Annotated in this window: 22 protein-coding genes; 3 read left to right on the forward strand and 19 right to left on the reverse strand. The window is 41.8% G+C overall.

The genetic code is table 11. The annotated features are described in order from the left end of the window. Positions 1-11: 11 nt before the first annotated feature. From QNM18_RS18510 to QNM18_RS18550, 9 genes are all read right to left on the reverse strand, one after another. Entirely contained in the window at positions 12-518 is a 507-nt protein-coding gene (locus QNM18_RS18510; protein WP_023400680.1) for a chemotaxis protein CheW, read from the reverse strand. Beyond that, the gene (locus tag QNM18_RS18515; RefSeq protein WP_211013037.1) at positions 515-2,686 is read right to left on the reverse strand and encodes a chemotaxis protein CheA; all 2,172 of its coding nucleotides are present in this window, start codon (positions 2,684-2,686) and stop codon (positions 515-517) included. Before QNM18_RS18515 ends, QNM18_RS18510 begins: the two co-directional genes overlap by 4 nt. Before the next feature lie 18 nt (positions 2,687-2,704). Beyond that, positions 2,705-3,067, reverse strand: coding sequence for a response regulator (locus QNM18_RS18520; protein ID WP_023400682.1), 363 nt, complete (start codon positions 3,065-3,067; stop codon positions 2,705-2,707). 9 nt (positions 3,068-3,076) lie between these two features. Then, the gene (locus QNM18_RS18525; protein WP_023400683.1) at positions 3,077-3,349 is read right to left on the reverse strand and encodes an STAS domain-containing protein; all 273 of its coding nucleotides are present in this window, start codon (positions 3,347-3,349) and stop codon (positions 3,077-3,079) included. A 133-nt stretch (positions 3,350-3,482) separates the two neighbouring features. Beyond that, positions 3,483-4,082 carry an SCO family protein gene (locus tag QNM18_RS18530; RefSeq protein ID WP_284138094.1) on the reverse strand — a complete coding sequence of 200 codons (600 nt, stop codon included), beginning with the start codon at positions 4,080-4,082 and terminating at the stop codon, positions 3,483-3,485. Then, entirely contained in the window at positions 4,082-4,987 is a 906-nt protein-coding gene (cyoE, locus tag QNM18_RS18535) for a heme o synthase (protein ID WP_211013035.1), read from the reverse strand. The genes QNM18_RS18530 and cyoE overlap by 1 nt, the downstream gene beginning before the upstream one ends. After that, entirely contained in the window at positions 4,984-5,979 is a 996-nt protein-coding gene (locus tag QNM18_RS18540) for a COX15/CtaA family protein (RefSeq protein ID WP_211013034.1), read from the reverse strand. The genes cyoE and QNM18_RS18540 overlap by 4 nt, the downstream gene beginning before the upstream one ends. A 9-nt stretch (positions 5,980-5,988) precedes the next feature. Continuing rightward, positions 5,989-6,462: a transmembrane cytochrome oxidase associated protein gene (locus QNM18_RS18545; protein WP_284138095.1), complete on the reverse strand. Its 474-nt coding sequence runs from the start codon at positions 6,460-6,462 to the stop codon at positions 5,989-5,991. Further along, on the reverse strand, positions 6,455-7,201 hold the full coding sequence (locus QNM18_RS18550; RefSeq protein WP_284138096.1) for an SURF1 family protein: 747 nt from the start codon (positions 7,199-7,201) through the stop codon (positions 6,455-6,457). Before QNM18_RS18550 ends, QNM18_RS18545 begins: the two co-directional genes overlap by 8 nt. Here QNM18_RS18550 and QNM18_RS18555 point away from each other — a divergent pair. Further along, positions 7,194-7,496: a DUF2909 family protein gene (locus QNM18_RS18555; protein ID WP_284138097.1), complete on the forward strand. Its 303-nt coding sequence runs from the start codon at positions 7,194-7,196 to the stop codon at positions 7,494-7,496. The two genes, QNM18_RS18550 and QNM18_RS18555, sit on opposite strands and share 8 nt — an antisense overlap. On the opposite strand, the gene QNM18_RS18560 is transcribed toward QNM18_RS18555, so the two are convergent. The 8 genes from QNM18_RS18560 to QNM18_RS18595 form a co-directional block, all read right to left on the reverse strand. Continuing rightward, a complete protein-coding gene (locus tag QNM18_RS18560; RefSeq protein ID WP_211013030.1) occupies positions 7,402-8,277 on the reverse strand; it encodes a cytochrome c oxidase subunit 3 in 876 nt (291 codons plus the stop codon). The genes QNM18_RS18555 and QNM18_RS18560 overlap by 95 nt on opposite strands. Next, complete coding sequence (locus tag QNM18_RS18565) at positions 8,270-8,869, reverse strand: cytochrome c oxidase assembly protein (RefSeq protein WP_211013029.1); 600 nt, start codon at positions 8,867-8,869, stop codon at positions 8,270-8,272. The genes QNM18_RS18560 and QNM18_RS18565 overlap by 8 nt, the downstream gene beginning before the upstream one ends. After that, positions 8,870-10,459: a cytochrome c oxidase subunit I gene (gene ctaD / locus QNM18_RS18570; RefSeq protein WP_023400691.1), complete on the reverse strand. Its 1,590-nt coding sequence runs from the start codon at positions 10,457-10,459 to the stop codon at positions 8,870-8,872. It lies immediately after the preceding gene. Continuing rightward, complete coding sequence (gene coxB / locus QNM18_RS18575; RefSeq protein ID WP_211013028.1) at positions 10,459-11,604, reverse strand: cytochrome c oxidase subunit II; 1,146 nt, start codon at positions 11,602-11,604, stop codon at positions 10,459-10,461. Before coxB ends, ctaD begins: the two co-directional genes overlap by 1 nt. A gap of 339 nt (positions 11,605-11,943) precedes the next feature. Then, positions 11,944-12,147, reverse strand: a complete 204-nt coding sequence (locus QNM18_RS18580) for a hypothetical protein (RefSeq protein ID WP_211013027.1) — start codon at positions 12,145-12,147, stop codon at positions 11,944-11,946. A 593-nt stretch (positions 12,148-12,740) separates the two neighbouring features. Next, positions 12,741-12,962 carry a hypothetical protein gene (locus QNM18_RS18585; RefSeq protein ID WP_284138098.1) on the reverse strand — a complete coding sequence of 74 codons (222 nt, stop codon included), beginning with the start codon at positions 12,960-12,962 and terminating at the stop codon, positions 12,741-12,743. A gap of 191 nt (positions 12,963-13,153) precedes the next feature. Beyond that, positions 13,154-14,365: a serine hydrolase domain-containing protein gene (locus QNM18_RS18590; RefSeq protein ID WP_284138099.1), complete on the reverse strand. Its 1,212-nt coding sequence runs from the start codon at positions 14,363-14,365 to the stop codon at positions 13,154-13,156. Between the two features lie 46 nt (positions 14,366-14,411). Continuing rightward, on the reverse strand, positions 14,412-15,242 hold the full coding sequence (locus QNM18_RS18595) for an alpha/beta hydrolase (protein ID WP_284138100.1): 831 nt from the start codon (positions 15,240-15,242) through the stop codon (positions 14,412-14,414). Between the two features lie 279 nt (positions 15,243-15,521). On the opposite strand from QNM18_RS18595, the gene QNM18_RS18600 reads away from it, so the two are divergent. Both QNM18_RS18600 and QNM18_RS18605 read left to right on the forward strand, forming a co-directional pair. After that, complete coding sequence (locus QNM18_RS18600; protein ID WP_284138101.1) at positions 15,522-17,666, forward strand: winged helix-turn-helix domain-containing protein; 2,145 nt, start codon at positions 15,522-15,524, stop codon at positions 17,664-17,666. A gap of 594 nt (positions 17,667-18,260) precedes the next feature. Beyond that, the gene (locus QNM18_RS18605) at positions 18,261-18,818 is read left to right on the forward strand and encodes a DUF4879 domain-containing protein (protein ID WP_284138102.1); all 558 of its coding nucleotides are present in this window, start codon (positions 18,261-18,263) and stop codon (positions 18,816-18,818) included. Here QNM18_RS18605 and QNM18_RS18610 read toward each other — a convergent pair whose 3' ends face one another. Together QNM18_RS18610 and groL are read right to left on the reverse strand one after the other, a co-directional pair. Next, complete coding sequence (locus QNM18_RS18610) at positions 18,819-19,286, reverse strand: hypothetical protein (RefSeq protein ID WP_284138103.1); 468 nt, start codon at positions 19,284-19,286, stop codon at positions 18,819-18,821. A 630-nt stretch (positions 19,287-19,916) separates the two neighbouring features. After that, positions 19,917-21,566, reverse strand: a complete 1,650-nt coding sequence (gene groL / locus QNM18_RS18615) for a chaperonin GroEL (RefSeq protein WP_211013020.1) — start codon at positions 21,564-21,566, stop codon at positions 19,917-19,919. Between the last annotated feature and the right edge of the window lie 60 nt (positions 21,567-21,626).

The following is a 21,626-nucleotide window of genomic DNA, read 5'->3' on the forward strand; positions in this document are numbered from 1 at the left end:
TCGACCCCCAATTAGCCTTTGAGACCACTTTTATCACTCAAATCTAAAACTTTTTCTAGATTTAAAAGCACAACCATTTTTTGACCTACATTCACTAGTCCGTGAACAAAATATGCATTATCTGAATCTTGGAAATCTGGCACATCTTTGGCCTTTTCCTCTGCAATGCTATAGACATCTGATACCGCGTCCACGACTAGTCCCATAATTTTCTGCTGTTCCTTAATCTTTACTGACACCACGATCACAACCGTCAACGGCCCATATTCAATTGCATTAATGCCAAAGCGCATCCGCAAGTCGATAATTGGTACAATTGTGCCGCGTAGATTCATCGCGCCTCTGACAAAATTAGGAGAGTTTGGAATGGTGGTGACAGGCTCCCACCCACGAATTTCTTGCACGGCTAAAATATCCATACCGTACTCTTCATCGTGCATCATGAAAGTTAAAAACTGCTTTTCGTCAGATTCTCCATCAAACATAAGCTGCTGATTCACTTCAACTTGATCAATCATGCTGGTTCAGCCTCCTCACCTTTCAAATCAACTAATAACTCAGTTGAACCTGGCCTGCGCAAGCCACTCAGTTTGATGAGTCCACTGATATCAATGATGAGCGATACTGTCCCATCACCTAATATCGTCGCTCCAGAAATGCCGTCAACTTTCTGATAGTTCGCCTCTAAGCTTTTGATAACCACTTGCTGTTGTGCAAGTAGATCGTCAACCAGTAAGCCTATTTTATAATTGTCGCTCTCAACTACGACCAATAGCGTTTTGTCCAGCTCTTCACGCGCGCCCTGATGGCTAAAAATGTCATACAATCTCAGTATCGGAATATATTCATCTCTTAAGCGCAGAACTTCTAAACCTTTGCCAACCTTACTGACTTTCGTAATGTCAATTTGGAGCGATTCAACTATTGAGATAAGTGGAATGATATAAGTGTGCGTTGCAACTTGTACCAACTGACCGTCTAGAATAGCGAGTGTAAGTGGCAGCCTTATTGTAAAAGTCGAGCCAACGCCTTGTTTTGACGTGACCTCTACCGAACCATTGAGCGCTTGAATATTGCGTCGCACAACATCCATTCCAACTCCTCGGCCGGAAATATCACTTACGCTATCCGCCGTTGAAAACCCTGGCATAAATATAAGTTCATTGATTTCTTCAGCACTTAATTCGTCTGACTCGTTAATTAAACCATTCGCAATTGCCTTACTGCGGATTTTTTCAGTATCCAGCCCTTTGCCATCATCCATTATTTCAATAACGATATTACCGCCTTGATGAAAAGCGTTTAGCGTCACTGTACCCACAGGGTTTTTACCATTGGCGATACGCTCTTCCGGTGTTTCTAAACCGTGATCTAATGAGTTTCTCACTAGGTGAACCATAGGATCGGAGAGTTTTTCCATCACGGTTTTATCGAGCTCTGTTTGCTCACCAACCAGTTTAAGCTCAACTTGTTTCTTTAGCTTTTGAGACGTATCTCTTACTAGTCTTGGGAAGCGACTAAATACAAAGCTAATTGGCAGCATCCTGATCCGCATCACATTTTCTTGCAAGTCACGAGTATTGTGCGCCAACTGAGTGAGTCCTTCCTGAAGTGCAGCAATACTGGATTCAGTGATATCCTGATCGCCAATTTGGCTCAGCATCGCTTGCGTTATCACCAGCTCACCAACCATGTTGATCAAAGAATCTACTTTATCAATACCAACACGAATAGAAGTCGCGGCTGAATCTGTGGATTTTCTGCTTTCAGCTTTATTGCTTTTCACCGACTCAACTTTTTTCTGCACCGCAGCAAGACTCTCTTCCGCCTGCTGGTTTTGTTCATTGTTGGTCGCATTTTCACTTTGTGCAGGAGGTTGTTGAACAGTTTCTAGGTTATCAGCATTAGAAGATACCGAAGGCTCTGGTACTGACGCCTGTTGCACAGTCGGACTTTCATCTTCAAACAACCCTCCGCACGCTTCAATTTTTATTTCCGCATCATCTTCGACCCACTCGAAGATTTCAGAAATTGCTTGCTCTTCTCTGGTTGTCGTCAGGAAAAAGCGCCAGTGCAAAAAACAATCTTCAGGGTCAAACTCTAAAAACTCAGGAAGACCATCGTGAAATACATTGACCTCTAACTCGCCTAATTCGGCAAGTTCAGAGAACATATAGAGCGGCTCATTCCCGGTTTTAAACAGATGAGATTCAGGCTTGAAATCAATTTGGTAGGTTGTACTTTGCAATGCCTCACTGACGGTTTCGCTATGCTCAGCTTCGACAACCTCTGGTGACTCATCACCCAGTATTGCTTCAAAACGTGCCTTGAGCTCATTTGATTCACTTAAATCTGGCTCTTCTTCCGCTTGCAATGCGCTGAGCAACCCTCTTACACAATCGACGGACTTTAAAAGTAAGTTCACATGCTCAGCGGTAAGGACACGCTGTCCGTCTCGAATTTGGTCAAGGAGTGTTTCCAGTACATGAGTAAAGTCTGAAACAGACACAAAACCAAATGTGCCACTGCCGCCTTTGATCGAGTGGGCAGCTCTAAATATCGTGTTAATGGTCTCTGAATCTTCAGTTCCTGGTTCAAGATTTAGAAGCTCAGCCTCCATCGCATCCAGACCTTCAAAACTTTCTTCAAAGAACACATCAAAAAACTGGCTTAAATCTATGCTCATGCTTATACCTCGTTGGTACTAGCGGATGACTTTCTTCAATACAGCTAACAATTGATCTGGATTAAAAGGCTTTACAATCCAGCCTGTTGCACCTGCGGCCTTACCTTCGCTTTTTTTATCAAGCCCTGATTCGGTGGTCAGCATTAAAAGCGGCGTAAATTTATAGTTGGGTAAGCTACGCAATTCCCTAATCAAGGTTATCCCATCCATAACGGGCATGTTTACATCAGAAATTACAGCGTCAAACCCCTGCTGTTTCGCCAAGCTTAATGCCTCGCTACCGTCCTTTGCTTCTGTGACGTCAAACCCTGCTTTTTTAAGAGTGAACCCAACCATTTGTCGCATTGAAGCAGAATCATCCACAGCTAAAATCTTTTTCATATTGACCTCTTAAATCTTACTGCTAAAGGATAAAATTTCGGTTAAACCAAGTTGTTCTACAGACTCAAACAAAATAGGGCTATCACCATGCCAAGTTATCTGCTGATCAAAATTCATTAAGCGTTTTTGCAATGCGCACAGCATTTGAATTGAAGCGGTATCAACTTTACAAACATCATTGATATCGATACAGATTGGTTGCCCTGTTTCTAGTTCTTGAACAAACATCTGATAGAGTTCTTCAACTTTATTGATGGCTAACTCAGAAGGAAGTTTAATCATGCGCTTGGCACATTCCCTGTAAAAATTGTAGATAAGATTAGATTAGACGTTGATGATGAAATTGCCAAAATTCTGAGCAAAAGAAATAAAAATATTATTAACTTAGACGTCGGTACAGCACTTTGCAGGGTTATTAGTAGGATTGTGAGATAATTTTAAAATCTTCAATGATATGTTGTGTATTTACGGTTGGAACCTCGCCTTTTAAGAACTCAGGTTTAAAGATAGCGCTTAATTCTCCGAAAGGATTAATGAGTGCTATTGAAGCACTATGGTCAACATAGTAATCTTCATCTGTTCCGTCATTAATAGCATAAATTAAACCTATGTCTCTCACAAAAGGAAAAAGTTGCTTATGTTTATTGGTTACTGCTAAAAACCGCTCATCAAAATACCCTATATAATCCTTTCTTTTTTGCTGGGTATCTCGTTGCGGATCAACTGAAACAAACCAGATTTGCGCCTTCTCTATACTGCTGATCTTACTGTTTATTTGTGCCAACTTTGCGAGTGTCATTGGACAGACATCTGGACAACTTGTATAACCAAGAAACAGGAAGTTCCATCGTCCAAGTAATGCCTCATTTGTCACTATATTATTATTCTGATCAACTAATTCAAATGGCTTTAACTGCTTGGGTTCAGGGTATCGCACAGTAAAATCTGAAACATTCTCAGGCTGTTTACATGACAATAATACAATGGATATAAGAAACAGTAATATTAAGCGCATTAGGTTACTAACTTATCAATAAATAATGAACCAAAGAGTAGCAACAAATAACTGATGGAAAAATGAAAAACTTGCATTGCTGACTCTGAGTTTGATTCAAAATATAAAATCATCACTTTTTGTAAAAATCGTATATTTAAAATACACGCTACAGCCAAGTAAAATACACCAGACATACCGATTAAATAAGGTAAAATACATACTAATGCAAGTAGTACCGCATATACACACATACAGAGTTTGGAAAATTGAGTGCCGTGAGTCACAGGCAGCATAGGCACGTTTGCACGTTTGTAGTCGTTTTTTCGTGCTATCGCCAAAGCCCAAAAGTGTGGAGGTGTCCAAGTAAAGATAATCATCACTAACAACCAAGGTTCGGCACTTAATACTTGAGTTTCACTCACCCATCCCAACAGTGGCGGCATCGCTCCCGCTAAACCACCAATCACGATATTTTGTGGTGTCGAATGCTTGAGGAACACGGTATACACTACCGCATACCCAAATAACGCCATCACCGTTAATAAGGCGCACAGCCAATTGCTAAACAAAAGCAACATGCATACACCAAATATGCCAATCGTAAACGCAAAAATATAGGCTTGCTGCACACTTAATTGATTTTGTACTAGAGGTCGGTGCCGAGTTCGTGCCATCTTTTTATCTCGTGCACGATCCAAAATATGATTTATGGCAGCCGCTGCGGCAGATACCAAGCCGATACCAATTAAGCTCCCTAGCTGAAACCAACTACTTCGCTGTGAGTCTGGAGCCAATACAATTCCAACCCATGCAGTCAGTACAAGCATTAACACCACTTTTGGCTTACAAATGTTCAGGTAAGCCATCCCGGCACGCGACAGGCTGTCAAAAACATATGTATATTTACTCAACCCTATATTCATATCCACACCTGCCGGGCTCTAGAAAGCAAAAAGCACGTTCGAAGCAAAGCTAAAAGTAACAAAGCAGCCATAAAGTTATGAAACAGAGTTAAAAGGATAGGAAACTTAAAATAAACAATCACGCCACCAATGAAAACTTGAAGCAAAACCAAAGCCAGCACTTGATTAGCTCCTTTGCGAATTATCGGCTGAGATATTTTAATGTGAACCAGTACTGCCATCGCAACAATTGACAATAAAGTAACGCTTGCCCAAATTCGATGCATTAAATGTATCGACAACCGCGTGTCAAAAGGCAAAACTCCATATTCGTAGGTACTTGATTTTTCTGGCAGTCTCAATAGGCTTTGCCAAGAAAACAATTCACTATTTGAACATAACGGTAGGCCGGTGCAATGAGGAGCTGCATAATTTGCCGCCAACCATCCGCCCAGTGCTATTTGCAACACCAAGATACACGTACATATTATGCCAGCTTTAAAACACAGTGCTGCGTGATTTTCATACTCAACCACTGGCGGTGACCACCTTAAATATAATAACGTCAACAGCGACAACACAGTAAAGCCACCGAGCAAATGCCCCATAACCACGAAAGGTTGTAAGTTCATTGTCACAGTCCACATACCAAGCAGCGCTTGAATGGCGATCATCATTAATAATGCACCCGCCAATATTTTAGGTGCATGTTTTTGCTTAGAGCGGACAATTACAAAGAACAACAGTAGCACAACCAATGCAAGGCAACCCGCAAAGTATCTGTGTATCATCTCAATCCAAGCTTTGCGCGGTTCAATTGTACTGCTAGGATATTTTTGTTGGGCAGCTGTAATTTCGTGCACCTCGTTAGGTACAGTTAAAAAGCCATAACACCCTGGCCAGTCAGGACACCCTAACCCAGCATTACTCAAACGAGTGTATGCGCCTAGCACAACCACACAAATCGCCAGCATACAAGCAAATGTAATAGTACGTTGAAGTACATTAGACATACCGCCTCCTTACTGTGAACGAGCGTAATTTAAGAGTTTTTTCATATCCTTTAATAGCCCTTTTAGGACTAACCTGTTCGCTTCTGGATCGGGCTTGTAAAGATATTCCAGTACAACCAGACCCTGCTTATTTACAAGATAAAATGACGCCGGAGTTAGCTTCTCTTGCACACTTTGTTCAATGGCAAGTTCGTCCGTACCCACCATGACAATAGACACTTTGCTGCGATTCTTTCCAAGCGCAACGTGCAGATTTTGCGCATTGCTTTTTTGGACTTCACAGGCTGATGCACAACCACTTGGCAGATTTAATACAATGGTCCATAGCTTGTCGTCTTGCTGAATAGGCAACCAAATTTCATGCTCAAGAAAATTGCCGTTATTGGTTGTTGAAGAGGGCCTAAAATCGAGTTTAAGTACTGTAAAAGCCATAATTACAGGCAACAGAAAACATCCAATAAATAACCACAGTGTTTTATTCATATTTTAGCTTCCCCGATTCTCTTTTGGACGCAAAAAGCGCTATGACTCCCGCAGATAATCCGATCAATAACCATTGCAGAGCATAAGCTCGGTGTTTTTCTGGACTCATCACAACCGCCTCGTAATGAGGAGTGATACCTTCAATAACGGCCTGATCCGCGATCAGTAGCAGTGGTGAAATATTAACCTCTAGTTCTCGACTAAAAAATGTGTGCTCCAAGTACTGTAATACATTGCTGTGGTGCGCACTTTGGTTGGGATATTCGGCCAGCGTAAAGCCCGACCAATTACCGATTTTAAACTGTGCATTGACCTGTAGTTTGCCGCTAGGAAGCGCAATTTCCGGCAGGTGAGAACGGTTTTTTCCAGCTGGTACAAACCCTAGGTTAATGACAAAACGTTCGGCACTATCGTCTGCATCAAATATTGCAATTAGGTCATAACCAACTTGACCGCTCACAATTTGATTATCCAGTAGCCACCAGTGTTTTTGGTCTAGCTTTCCCGTCAAGACCGCTTTAACACCTTGCAGTGAATCGGGATCTTGACTGAATAGGGTCTTCTGGCTTTGAGACCGCTCTGTTAGTTGTGCTAAGAGTGCTTGCTTGTTTGTGGCTCTTTGCCATTGCCAATATGACAACCTGAAGCATACTAACATCACCACAATCACTGCCAAAATCACCAGAACTGTACTAGTCTTTTTATTAAATACACTGATGGCAGACTCCTTCATGCTCATAAAATGGATTATTACAGCATTACTTTTAGTTGTTCTTTTTCATCTTTTTCATGCCTTAATCGTTATGCTTCAAGGCGCTGATAAATCTAAAAACATGTCCCAATTGCTTGGGAAACGTGTGCTATATTCTCTCATCGTAATTTTATGCATCACACTTTCGAGTCAAATCGGCTTTATCAATTTTAACCCTCAGCCTATAACTACAACACATACACAAATACGAATAGACACAACCACACAACATCAACAAAGTGCCAATACCAAGCAGCAGCCTGAAACGCAAAATGTTGATTAGAATCTAGATGTCCTTTCATAACCCTGAGCCAGACAACAAGTAGCATGAGTGCCCCAAGCGTTACATGCATGCCGTGAAACCCGGTTAACATAAAGAAAGTATTTCCGTAAATTCCTGAGTCTAATTTTAATCCCAGCTCCATATACGCATGCACATACTCTTCAACTTGAAAGCCTAAAAAGACTAACCCGAGTAATATGGTTAGTCCGAGAAAGGCTTTAAGCTTTTGACGTTCATCGCGTTCGATTGCTGTATGTGCGAAATGCAAGGTAACAGATGAGGTAAGAAGAATAATGGTATTAGTCAGCGGCAACCCGTGCCACGGCATAGCTTGTGTTACATCACCACTTGGCGTTACTAGTAACGGCCATACAGCTTCAAATTGGGGCCATAATACTTCGTTGGTCATCAGGTTATTACTACTCCCTCCCAACCAAGGTACAGCGAACATTCTGACATAAAACAAAGCACCAAAAAATGCAGCGAAAAACATGACTTCGGAAAAAATAAACCACCCCATACCTTGGCGGAACGATCTATCCATTTGCGCTGAATATAAACCACTCATAGACTCATCAATAACATGCCTAAACCAACCGACTATCATGGCAATCAAAGCCACAATTCCGGAAAATAAAACCCAAGCGCCTGAACTACTCTCTTTCTCTAATTGCATCACTGTAAGCCCCGCACCCACGGCAATTAAAAACATGGCAACGGCACCTATAATTGGCCATGGGCTTTGCTCTGGCACATAATAAGTTTGGTAACTTTTATCCATTTTGAGGTCCTCGCATAATACTATGCTTAGTCGAAATATACTGTTCCACCTTCAAACCGGGCACTTGATTTAAGTTGCTCGCTGTTGTGTCTGTTACATCATATAGCGTGTAAGAAAGGGTAAGCTCTTGTACGTCCGCTGGTAATTCAGTATCTACGTAAAATCGCAATGTGAATTCCATTGACTGATTCGCCGCCAGTGGCTGCTGATCAAAACAAAAACATGCCAACTTATGAAGGTACTTAGCAGCCTGACCTGGCGAAACCGACGGTATTGCCTGCATCACCCTTGCTTTATCACTAAGGTTGTGTGCCACAAATTGCACTTCAGACAGCTTGCCGGGCTGTACACTCACAGAATATTGTTGAGCTTTGACACTAAATGGCGCACTACTTTTTGAGTGAGTTGTAAAGCTGACTTCGACCTGCCGAGAATCATCTACCGTCTCACTTTGTTGAGCGACAACCAAATCTACTTTGCCGTTCAATCCAGTTATGTCACAAAAAACGTCATATAACGGCACTAATGCAAATGCAAACGCAAACATCCCAAGTACCGCGAGTATCAGTTTTCGTAACAGAGCGGTGTGCATTTAATCTACCTTCGGCGGTGTTGAAAACGTATGATAGGGCGCAGGCGAAGCAACTTGCCACTCGAGCCCCTCAGCACCATCCCACACTTTGTTGGCAACAGCTTTACCGCCAGCAATACACTTAAATACGACGGCCACAAACAACAATTGAGATAGTCCAAATGCAAAGCCACCAATACTGATGATGGCGTTGAAATCAGCAAACTGCAGTGCATAATCGGGAATTCTTCTCGGCATTCCAGCTAAACCGACAAAATGCATAGGGAAAAACAGCACATTGACACTTACTAGAGATAACCAAAAGTGCCACTGAGCGAGTGTCTCGCTATACATATTGCCAGTCCATTTTGGCAACCAATAATAGGCAGCAGCCATTATCGAGAACACCGCGCCTGTGACCAATACATAGTGGAAGTGAGCCACCACAAAATATGTATCGTGATACTGAAAGTCAGCAGGCGTTATGGCTAACATCAGGCCTGAAAAGCCACCCAGCGTAAATAACACAATAAAAGCAATTGCAAACATCATGGGGATCTCAAAACTTATCGCCCCTCGCCACATAGTCGCTACCCAGTTAAAAACCTTCACGCCAGTAGGCACAGAGATCAGCATGGTTGCATACATAAAAAATAACTCGCCTGCCAAGGGCATACCTGTGGTAAACATATGGTGTGCCCACACCACAAATGAGAGCAATGCGATTGATGAAGTCGCGTAAACCATAGAGGCATAGCCGAAGAGCTTTTTACGAGAAAATGTTGGCACTATGGTAGAAATGATACCAAATGCAGGCAGGATCATGATGTACACTTCTGGATGACCAAAAAACCAAAAAATATGTTGAAACATCACCGGATCACCACCTCCAGCGGCATCAAAAAAGCTGGTACCAAAATACTTGTCGGTCAATACCATAGTCACAGCACCTGCTAACACGGGCATCACCGCAATAAGTAGGAATGCCGTTATCAACCAGGTCCATACGAATAGCGGGAGTTTCATCCACGTCATGCCTGGCGCACGCAAGTTAACAATAGTGACTATGACATTGATAGCCCCCATAATGGAACTAATCCCCATAATGTGGACTGCAAAAACGAATAAAGCAGTGTTGTCATTACTGTAGGTTGTCGATAGTGGAGCATAAAACGTCCACCCAAATGCCGGGCCGCCGCCTTCCATAAAAAGTGAAGCCAGTAAAATAGCAAAGGCAAATGGCAGGATCCAAAAACTCCAGTTGTTCATTCTGGGCAATGCCATATCTGGTGCGCCTATCATCATAGGGATCATCCAGTTTGCCAATCCGGTAAATGCAGGCATAACCGCACCAAACACCATTATCAAACCATGAACCGTGGTCATTTGATTAAAAAAGTGGGGGTCAACAAGCTGCATTCCTGGTTGAAATAACTCTGCGCGAATAACCATAGCCATCGCTCCGCCAGTTAAAAACATCAACAGTGAAAACAGCAAATACAAAGATCCGATATCTTTATGATTAGTTGTAAAAATCCAACGCTTCAGCCCAGAGGGAGCACCGTGATTGTGTTCATGCGGTACAGCTTGTTCTTGTGCGGTAGTCGACATTACTCTTTCTCCTTTGTACCATCAATGAAGGCCTGAATTTGTCCAGGCTGAACTACCTCCTGGGTATCATTACCCCAACTATTTCGTTTAAAGGTAATAACTCCAGCAATCTCAGTTAATGTAAGTTGCTTTCCAAACGCTTGCATCGCAGTACCAGGTCGACCATTTACTAAAATGTCGATATGAGCTTTGAGTTCCCCATTAACCACTGCACTGCCTTTCATGGCAGGGAACACGCCGGGTAAGCCAAGCCCCGTTGGTTGATGGCATGCAGCGCAATATGCCATATAAACCTTTTCACCGGTGGCCATGAGCTCATCTTTAGACAAGGTTGCCCCTACTGACGCAGCTTCGGCTTGCATTGCATCAGCTTTTGCTTGCTTGGCATCCGCTAACCAAACATCGAAGTCTTCCGGGGATCGAGCTTCCACGACAACTGGCATAAAACCATGATCTTTTCCGCACAGCTCAGCACACTGACCGCGATAAATACCTTGCTCGTTTACACGGGTCCAAGCTTCATTTATAAACCCTGGATTGGCATCTTTTTTCACCGCAAAATCAGGCACCCACCATGAGTGGATAACATCATCAGAGGTCAATAAAAACCTTACTTTGCGATCTGTAGGGATCACCAAGGGCTTATCAACTTCCAGTAAATAATGCTCATCTTTTGCTTGTAGGTTTGCAATTTGATCTTTGGGGGTAGAGAGGACTGAGAAAAAATCAACGTCATGCCCCATATATTCATAGTGCCACTTCCATTGAGAGCCCGTTACTTTGATTGTTAGATCAGATTTACTGGTATCTTCCATGGCTATCAGCGTTTTGGTCGCTGGAATGGCCATCACGACCAGTATGACAAACGGAATTGCCGTCCAAATTATTTCTACTTTGGTGCTTTCGTGAAACTGAGCTGGTTGCGCTCCTTTGGATTTACGGTGATGTATTAGAGCCCAAAACATCACCGAAAAAACAATCACTCCAATCACACAACAAATTAAAAAAATTGTCATGTGCAGTTCATACACCTCATTACTCACATCAGTCACACCCTGACGCATATTGTAATCACTGGCTACAGAACTGAAGCTAACCAGAATAAGGCTTAAAAAATTGAACAGCTGTAATTTAGCAAGATTCATGTGACGTCTCCGAGCCCTTATATTTTTAGTCTTGAAGGGTTTTTATTATTGGATGACTGTCAATAGGCCTTTTATTGCCCAAACTGCATGACTTCTTTAACGATTAGTAAAAAAATAACCACCTTGCAAGTTTTGTTTTGTGATAAATACCACTACGTTTGAGTAATTACTTTATTTTAAATTGCAGCAAAGAAGGTGCTGATGAAAGCGCTACAGAATGGAGTAAGAAAATAACTTTATATTTAAATACAGATAGATAAGGTAAAAATAACAATTATAAGTAGAAAAGTGGGAGCGTACTTTAAGTACACTCCCTACAAATGTAATACTTTAATGGTATTAGCAGAACTGGCTACCTGTTTCAGGATCTGTACCAGTGATTACACATCTTCCTGCAGGTCGTTTTGCCGTATTGCAGCCAAAAGAGTCGCAGTGATGACTATATTGTATGCCGCCGGCGATCTGTGGTGTCATATCCTGTGAAATTGAATCGCTGTTTTTTGTTAGTGATTTTAGTTTTGTTTTCTTGAGCTTAATATTCATTTTTATTCCTTTTTTCGTTGTACTTAAACACTTTAAAAATATCAAAAAAAGAAAATAAAACCACAAAAAACAATCAAAAAAAGATAATTAATAAATATTTTTATTAAAAATAAATATCGTAATACAGCACCTCAACAAAAACTTCAAACCCTAAAAAACAACAACTTAATCCACCCCAAAATTAATCACAGCACCAAAAGAGAACCAAATATTAATAATGAAATATTTCTTTGATTACCGCCGACATAAAAATAGAATAAAAGACACTCTAAGCCAAATTCTAAAACTCACTCTCTCCTTTCACGCGGTATTGATTAAGAATACTTAGCTTTTATTACTGACATGTAATGACTACTGCAACAGTACACTATTTTTTATTTAAGCTTCAAAGAATAATACGACTTACAGGGAGGTAATAAACGCGATTTATACCTGACAAAATCTCAACCTGTGATCATGTGGTACTTAAGTGGAAGACCAACTTCATTTTAAACTGCGTTCAAAGTTAAATAAAAACCGGTGAGGAGTGAAAATTGAGGTACAACAAGGAGATTTAGAAATGAGCTCAACTAAGAGCTCATACCTGAACTAGATTAGTAATCTACCACAGTGCCTGTAATATCACATGGTCTACCTGGGCCCGGCGATGTATGGCACTCAAACTCTACACATGAGATCTCTGCGGTAGGAACATACGTGCCACCGCCACCTGGACGACTACTACCGCCAGCAACATGAGGTGTTATATTTTTCCCAAGCGAGTTATGGTTTTTAGTTAACGATTTCAACTTTGTTGTTTTTAATTTGATATTCATTTTTTATTCCTGTTTTTATAATTAGCAACCTCAAAGTACCTATTTTAAAAACAAAATACAAACGATCATACCTTATTAAAATCACAACTTTTTCTGAATAAAATATAACCTGTCAAATCTAGACACTTAGGAAGCGGCAATTTAAAAATAAATAGTTCATTTAAAAAAAGAAAGATCATTGAGTCCTATCACTAACTTGCTATAAAAATAGGCAACACCCGTGTAGCAATGATCTTCATTGTTTGTTCGTTTCGCTCATGACCTGTTGTAACTATTATCAAATCTAAATCATCTATCACAACAATATACTGTCCACCACCTCCTTGAGCGGACCGAGTAAAATAGCGCATATTGGCAACTAACATATCTGCCTGCCACCAAAAATAACCATAGCTAGGGTTCTTTACGTGTTTTCCTGTAAAAAATATATCGCTCTCTTTAAGTGCCACAATTTTGTTTGATGACTTAGACAAATACGCTTTTGGGATCAATTGCACCCCTTGCCACTCTCCCTCTGACTTCGCTAGCAACCCCAATTTAACCATATCCCTTGAGGTTAGCTCGGACCCATATGCACCTATCGGTAAACCATCGTCACCTTCACGCCACCGGTAGTTGAAGATCCCTAATCGATGAAACAACTCCTTTTCGATAAAAGCGTTAGCGCCATTGGGCACCACCGCGTTGAGTACCAGCATTACCAACGCTGGATCTTCACTTTGATAGTTAAAAGTACGGTTAGTGGGGTCAACTGGCGATGTAGATGACAACAATATTTGCAATTGATTGTGAGCCAATTGCGCACTAGGCACAGGCGATAGCTCATCCCTTATGCGCAACCCTGATTGCATCGTTAAAGCTTGATGCAATGTGATGCTATTAACCCCTGAAGTAAGTTGGCTAGAGTCCAAATCATTAAAAAATGACACAATAGGTTTATGTAGATCTGCCATTTTGAGATGGCCTAGTGCGATAGCTCGGCCAATAGCCAAACTCAGTATTGCTTTAGTAACGGATGCTTGGCGGTGAGGTTGATCAACTCGTCCCTTTAAATAATAAGACTCAAAAATAAGTTCGTCGCCCCTCACCACCAAAAAGCTATCGTACTTACCTAGTTTTTGGGCGCTTATTTCCTCAGCCAATCTTTTCAACTTTTTTTTATCGCCATGAGTGCTGCCAAAGTTGCCGACTTGAATACCGTCACTTAACTTTTCTGGTAAAAAGCTAATGTAAGGCATTTCCAAGCTAGGTAATTCTGATAATGGCAGTTGTTTCTCCGCCTCTGCAGCCTTTGGTGCAATTGATGTACCCACCACCGCAGAGGCATTTGCAGCGCTCTGGCCCAACAAACAACTTAATACAATCAATAACCTTTTCGATATTAAATTAATGGGAGATATCATAAGCCACTCCTATACACTCACATTTATCAGTGCTGAAAACTGTTTCTTATAGATTTGATAACCATGTCACGCCACGGGCAACTGTCATGGGTACAGCTTGAGAGTGATCACCATCCATTACTTCATGTGTCAAAGACAGTTGGCCCTGTTTATGGTCATTCAACTTGGATATCAGTTTATCAACATGCTTTTTCAGTCGCGGCTCTTGGTCGCCATATGAAATAAACACATTTGCATGTAGCTGCTTCTGTTTACTCAGTAGTTCGCTTAAGTAATCCACGCTGCCGCCAAGAGCTGGGCTACCCAATATGTAGTGATTAAAAGTATCTGGCTGTGCAATCAATGCATACATACCAAACTGACCGCCAAGTGAATAACCAAAATAGGCACGTTGATTTGGCTTGGTGTTATAGAGTGCGTCAACCCGCTTAAAAACGTCTTTGCGAATAAAAGTTAAATGTTCTGTAGCTTGGCCAAAATGATATTTTGCCTGCCTAGCCTGATCCGATGAAGGCGTGACCGTATAATCTCGAAATCGACTGGCATGTGGCGCAGCGGCCTCACCATTGATCTTAGGCATGTCTTTTTGCCAAGATATGCCAACTAAGATAACTTCATCCATTAAAAATGTGGTTGCCGCTGACAACAGATCAAGTTGCCATACCGCGTCGGTGAAATAAATAACTGGGTAGCGACGTTTTGGATCTTGTCCATACTCCTCAGGTAGCTTGACCAATAACTCATACTGGCCGCCGTTGACTGAATTAGTGATTGGCACAACTTGCGTTCTCGGCATGGTATACGATTCAAACTCCGCTGCCTGTATGTTCATCAGCGGTATCATCATGTATATCACTGTCAGCATATATTTTTTCATCATTATTCCTCGTTATTTATACTAAGTAAGCTCGACTAAAACAGCCGCTTTTTAGCTTGCCCACTGCGTGTCTTTGACTAACTCGACGATGAGATTAACGCACTTGGAACGAGATGCTTGATGTCTTGCTGACGTCTCTTTGACTTTGCAATGAAAAATAAAATAGCAAAATTTTCAATCGGTTATGATTTGATATTTAACTATCAAATGCGTATGTTAACCTTGCTTTATACGAGTTAAGATAATTACAACAATTGCTGACTATCAGTAGGAAGGGCTATGCAACAACAGTATTGGGTAGGCGACTTTTATATCGATTTGTCCAGAAACCAAATTTCACACCAAGATCATACCCAAACTCTGGCACCAAAAGCTCTAGCCGTGCTTACGGTCTTAGCAAAACATCAAGGAGAAGTGCTCAGCCAAGACATGCTGCTCGACAGCGTTTGGCAAAATACCATTGTATCCCCAAATACTTTGCAACGTAGTATTGCCCAACTGAGAAAGGCACTCGGCGACGATGGTAAAGTACAAGTTGTAATTAAAACTCATGCAAAACAAGGCTACAGCTTAGAGGCTAAAGTTGAGTGGGGTGAAAAAACCGATGCGTCAACAGTAACGGAGCCTTTAAACACAGCAATTCAATCAAATGAGCCAATGGTACATGCAAAAGACAGTCTGAATGCCAAACCTATAAACAGCAAAAAAATCTTATTATTTGGTGCGCTGCTATTTACTACAATTGGCGCCTCTATTGCCTTTCTTAAGCCGCAGCCCACTTCTTTATCGGTCGCCAAGCTGACGGCTTTGACAGCAACCGATGATAGGGAAAATGCCGGGATATACTCACCAAATGGCGAGTACGTAGTTTTTCATCGCTATGAAGAACGCATGTGTATTAACAATATATGGGCAAAACATACAGGTACTCAGGCGGAGTATCAATTAACACAAAGTCTAAGCTCACACGGTAGGCATACTTTTTCAGAAGATGGCCGCACACTCTACTTTGTACAAGAGCAAGATTGCAGACAACCAGTTACACAAAAGCAGTGTTACAAACTAATGAGTCTCGACTTTGAAAAGTCGCTTGTCTCGCCACAACAACCTAAAACCCTCATGGAGTGCAAAAACTCTCGGATACGCTCACCTAAGTGGATGAAGGGCAATCAACTTGCATTGCTGCAACAACATCAAAATAGATGGCAACTGATCAGTTATGCCTTGGATACCCAACAAAGCCAAAAAATTTACGGCTCCCTTGATGACAACGTCATTCAATTTGCTTATTCACCCTCAGAAGATCTTATCGCCCTCACCAGCGTCAATACGCAGGGAGAGTACCATCTGCAAATCCTGTCACCAGACGGAGGGGTCCACTCAAAAGTCGCTATTAACTATCCAAGTGAAATTGCAAAATACCGTTTTATTTATCCTAACTTTGCCCCTTTTGATGAGCAGCTTTTGTTCAGCACTGGTAGGCAGTTATTTACTCTTTCTTACGATGGTCAAATTGATAATGTGAGTCTTCCTCTCGATGAGCCTATGGGGTCACCAAACTTTCACCCCAGTGGCAACCGTATCCTCGTAACCAAAGGCTTCTACGACAGTGACATTGCTTCGGTGCCACTGGATGAACTTGAAAGCGCAGCTCAAGACCCAATGCACGACAATCATCGTAAGGTTTACAATATTATCGAGCGTTCTATTTCTGCAGAAGACAGCGCGATATTTCAGCCTAGCGGCAGTAAACTGGCCTTTAGTTCACAGCGCTCTGGTATCGACCAAGTTTGGATAAGTGATGGGAAAACAACTCAGCAGCTCTCACATTTTGCTATGGATAGCTATATTGATGGGTTTTATTGGGCACAAGATGGACAAAGCCTGTTAGCCAATTCAGCGAAGGAAATCTATCAAATTAACCTCAACGGAAACAGCCAGCACTTTGCATTCCCCTTCCCGATTGATCAACTTTTCCACTGGGACAGTGGCGCTCAAACTGCACTGGCCAATATCCGGGTTGGCGGCTTACTCAAATTTGCCCAACTTGATTTAGCAAACCTATCTTATACAGAGCTGAGAGATACACCTGTAAACTGGGCGCAAAAAAATGCCACAGGGAAAATCATCTACACTGACAAATTGGATAGATTTTGGCAATCAGGCGCCATTGAAGATACCCTGATAGAGACGCTAATAAACCAAGGCAGTGACAAGCGATTTATACTTGATGGAGAACGCCTATATGGTATCAATGAACAATATGAGTTATGGCACTATGAACTTGGTAACAAACAATTTAAAGTGATCGGAAAACTGCCAAAAAACCTCGATTACCTTACCGATGTACGCCAATCACATGCACTCATATCACTGCGCATTAATGCCAAAAAAGAACTAGCAGAGCTGGTACTTGATCAGTAGGCCTAATCTTTAGAGTTGTTACTGAGTACGTAAAAAACGCATTTATTCTGATCAGAGCAAGACCTTGTGAACGGCGATTTAGTAGAGCTCAAGGTCAACAACATTTCAAAAATACGCCCTAACACAGGAGCTCAATAGTAAACGTACTCTTAACCCGAAAAACAAAACTCATCTCGAAAAAAATGAACATTTTATTTCTGAGGATAACACCTGTGATGGCGAGAGGTTTTTGTGAATAACCCTAATTTCGTACTATTAAAAACTTAGCAACTTTCCCTTGCTCTCATCAGCTCTACAGCAAGAAAAAACATCAGTCGCTCTGCTTACCCAGACGACAACTTATACTATCTAAATGAGGCATTCGAAAGGCAATGTCGATATCTTATATATACTTCATGCTTAGGTATTTCAGAGTTTGTTGTTGAGAAATACAAAAAATAAACGTGTGAATCAAATTAGTTTTCGCAACATATCATATTTATAAAAATAAAATAACCCGCTCTCAAAATCAACATGCTCACTTTTTAACCCATTGACTCATATCCATATTATAGATAGTGTTTTGTTCAACAAATAAACAAAAGGACATGAAAAATGAAACATTTAAAGAACGTTGTACTATTTACTTCAATGTTTGGTGCATCAATGGCTGCGCAAAGTAGCGAACTACTCAACAATGCCTCTAATACCTGGGAATTTGAACAATATAAAAACTCCCTTATCCAAGAAATTAAAGACACACACACAAGCTATCAGACAATGATAAACGAATCCGGTTCTGTTCACATTATGGCTCCGGCTGCACCTTTGAGCTCTTTTGAGATCAGAGGGGTTATTTCTTCGAACTACCCACAATGGGAAGGTATTGCTCCAAATTCGTTTTCCACCACACAAGACCATGGTGGAAGGGAAGTATATATTTTAACGCGCGAGATCGGCTACGCGAACCCGTCGTCTCGTATAGCAAAACTGAATGGTTCTTCACTATCAGTAATTGATACACATCCGGTCACTTCAGGCAGCAGTGTTGTTGGCTATTTAGTTGTTTGGAAGTACTCTGTTGGCACATTCACTTCGGGAACAGCAACGGCCAGTGCTCGCTCGATAAACTTTCCAAACAACCAAGAAGATGATCGCCTGTATATCCGATAGTCAGGCACTTGCGTGGAATCTCCCCGCACCTCCAAAATGATAAGCTTCTAGTGTATGGAGAAGCTCTTTGGAGAACGCAACTTGAGAGGCTGGTGCACCGTTCGCAGTGGCCTCTCTTAGCCGTTCTTTTTGCATTGCAATGACATCTACTTTCTCATTTTCAGCTTTAGATAATGCACTCAAGGAAACTTCTCCATCCCCCTGATTTAGCCCTGTCGCCGTCGCAGTATAATGCAGTGAAAGTGAGGCATGTTGCCCCAAAGTCAGCACACCTTCGTCATACAAAGCCTTTGATGCTTGAGAAAGCTCTTTCATCGTCATATTAGTAAAGTCAAATTTATCATTTTCCGTATGACCACTTGCCGCCTGAGATGGTGGCAATGTTTTGCCTAATTTTTCACCAGACACATTTTGCTGAGCTTGAACTTGTTGCTGACTATATACAAGCGATTGATTTTGAACCTTCATTGTATAAATCCTTCTATTAGTGGCTGTACAGACTAAGCAAAGTTTATGCCTATCTCACATATGTTTTTTATTCGGCCTGATTTAGATGAAAGTGCATCCCCTACATAGACTGAAACAACTCATAAATAAAGCTTCTATCAATATCAGAAGGCGCAGAACTTAGTTCAAGCACTTACGAGCACGGTTTGAAGTCAGCGTGGGAATTGCTTGTAATGAAGCAGGAATAAGTCGCGGCGTTTATTACTCGCGATATAAACCACAGCCTGATGACGAAGTGATTGATACATTTTTCATGCGTGTTGAGCTGTATCCTAGATGGGGAATGCCAAAACAAATTCAATAGGTACCATGAGCCAGAATTGGCATCAAGTACGGTAGGAATTTGGCCACTGAACAGTGTATAAAGCTTGGATTTATGCCAGCTTGAGTCACTTCAACAAATTCGTGACATTACAGACAAGTGATTAGGTATTTATCACTATAAACGATCCCATGATACTCTCTGAGAGCAAATTCCAGTGGACTATCTTGAGACAGCGTCATTTTACTAACGAGCTGTGCTAAATCAGTAACATAAAAAACCCAAGCTATTGCTTGGGTTTTTCAGTATTAGCTTAGGCTAAAGGATGATTACATCATGCCGCCCATACCGCCCATACCGCCCATGCCACCCATATCAGGTGCAGCAGCTGGCTCATCTTTAGGAATTTCAGCAACCATAGCTTCAGTTGTGATCATAAGACCCGCTACTGATGCTGCGAACTGAAGTGCAGAACGCGTTACTTTAGTCGGATCAAGGATACCCATTTCAATCATGTCGTCGTACTGACCGTTTGCCGCGTTGTAACCATAGTTACCTTCGCCAGCTTTTACTGAGTTAACAACAACAGATGCTTCGTCACCAGCGTTTGAAACGATTTGACGCAGAGGCGCTTCCATCGCACGTAGTGCAACTTTAACACCGTGGTTTTGGTCTTCGTTTTCACCTTCAAGACCTGCGATCTTGCTAGCAACACGCACTAGTGCAACACCACCACCAGGTACAACACCTTCTTCAACCGCAGCGCGAGTTGCGTGTAGTGCATCTTCAACGCGGTCTTTCTTCTCTTTCATTTCAACTTCAGTTGCTGCGCCAACCTTAATTACTGCAACACCGCCAGCAAGTTTTGCCATGCGCTCTTGTAGTTTTTCTTTGTCGTAATCTGAAGTTGCTTCTTCGATTTGTGCTTTGATCTGTGATACGCGGCCGTCAATAGCTGCTTGCTCACCAACACCATCAATGATTGTCGTGTCGTCTTTAGTGATAACAACGCGCTTAGCAGTACCAAGGTCTTCTAGTGTTGCTTTTTCAAGCTCTAGACCGATTTCTTCAGAAATCACAGTACCACCAGTTAGGATAGCGATATCTTGTAACATTGCCTTACGACGGTCGCCAAAACCAGGTGCTTTAACGGCTGCTACTTTCACGATACCACGCATGTTGTTCACAACTAGCGTCGCCAGTGCTTCACCTTCAAGGTCTTCAGCGATGATAAGTAGTGGCTTACTTGTCTTAGCAACACCTTCTAGTGTAGGAAGTAGTTCACGGATGTTAGATACTTTCTTATCTACTAGTAGAATGTGTGGGTTATCTAGTTCAACTTGGCCTTTTTCAGCGTTGTTGATGAAATAAGGTGATAGGTAACCGCGGTCAAACTGCATACCTTCAACAACATCTAGTTCATTTTCTAGAGATTGGCCTTCTTCAACCGTGATAACACCTGACTCACGACCTACTTTTTCCATTGCCTCAGCAATGATGTCACCAATTTCTTTATCTGAGTTTGCAGAGATAGTACCTACCTGTGCAATTGCTTTTGTATCAGCACATGGAGCAGAAAGCGCTTTTAGTTCTTCAACCGCAGCAACAACTGCTTTATCGATACCACGCTTAAGGTCCATAGGATTCATGCCTGCAGCAACAGACTTAAGACCTTCGTTTACGATTGCTTGTGCTAGTACTGTCGCTGTAGTTGTACCGTCACCTGCTGCATCATTTGCTTTTGACGCAACTTCTTTAACCATCTGTGCGCCCATGTTCTCAAACTTGTCTTCAAGTTCGATCTCTTTCGCTACAGATACACCATCTTTAGTGATAGTTGGTGCGCCGAATGACTTGTCTAGTACAACGTTACGACCTTTAGGACCCAGTGTTACTTTTACTGCGTCAGCCAATACATTTACGCCCTGAAGCATTTTAGTGCGAGCGTCACCTGCAAAACGAACTTCTTTTGCTGCCATGTTTTTATTCCTCTAAATTCTTTTCGTTAAAAGCTACTTTGTTTTTTTACAAGCTAATGC

This window comes from Pseudoalteromonas obscura (assembly GCF_030135505.1).
Classification (GTDB): Bacteria; Pseudomonadota; Gammaproteobacteria; order Enterobacterales; family Alteromonadaceae; genus Pseudoalteromonas; species Pseudoalteromonas obscura.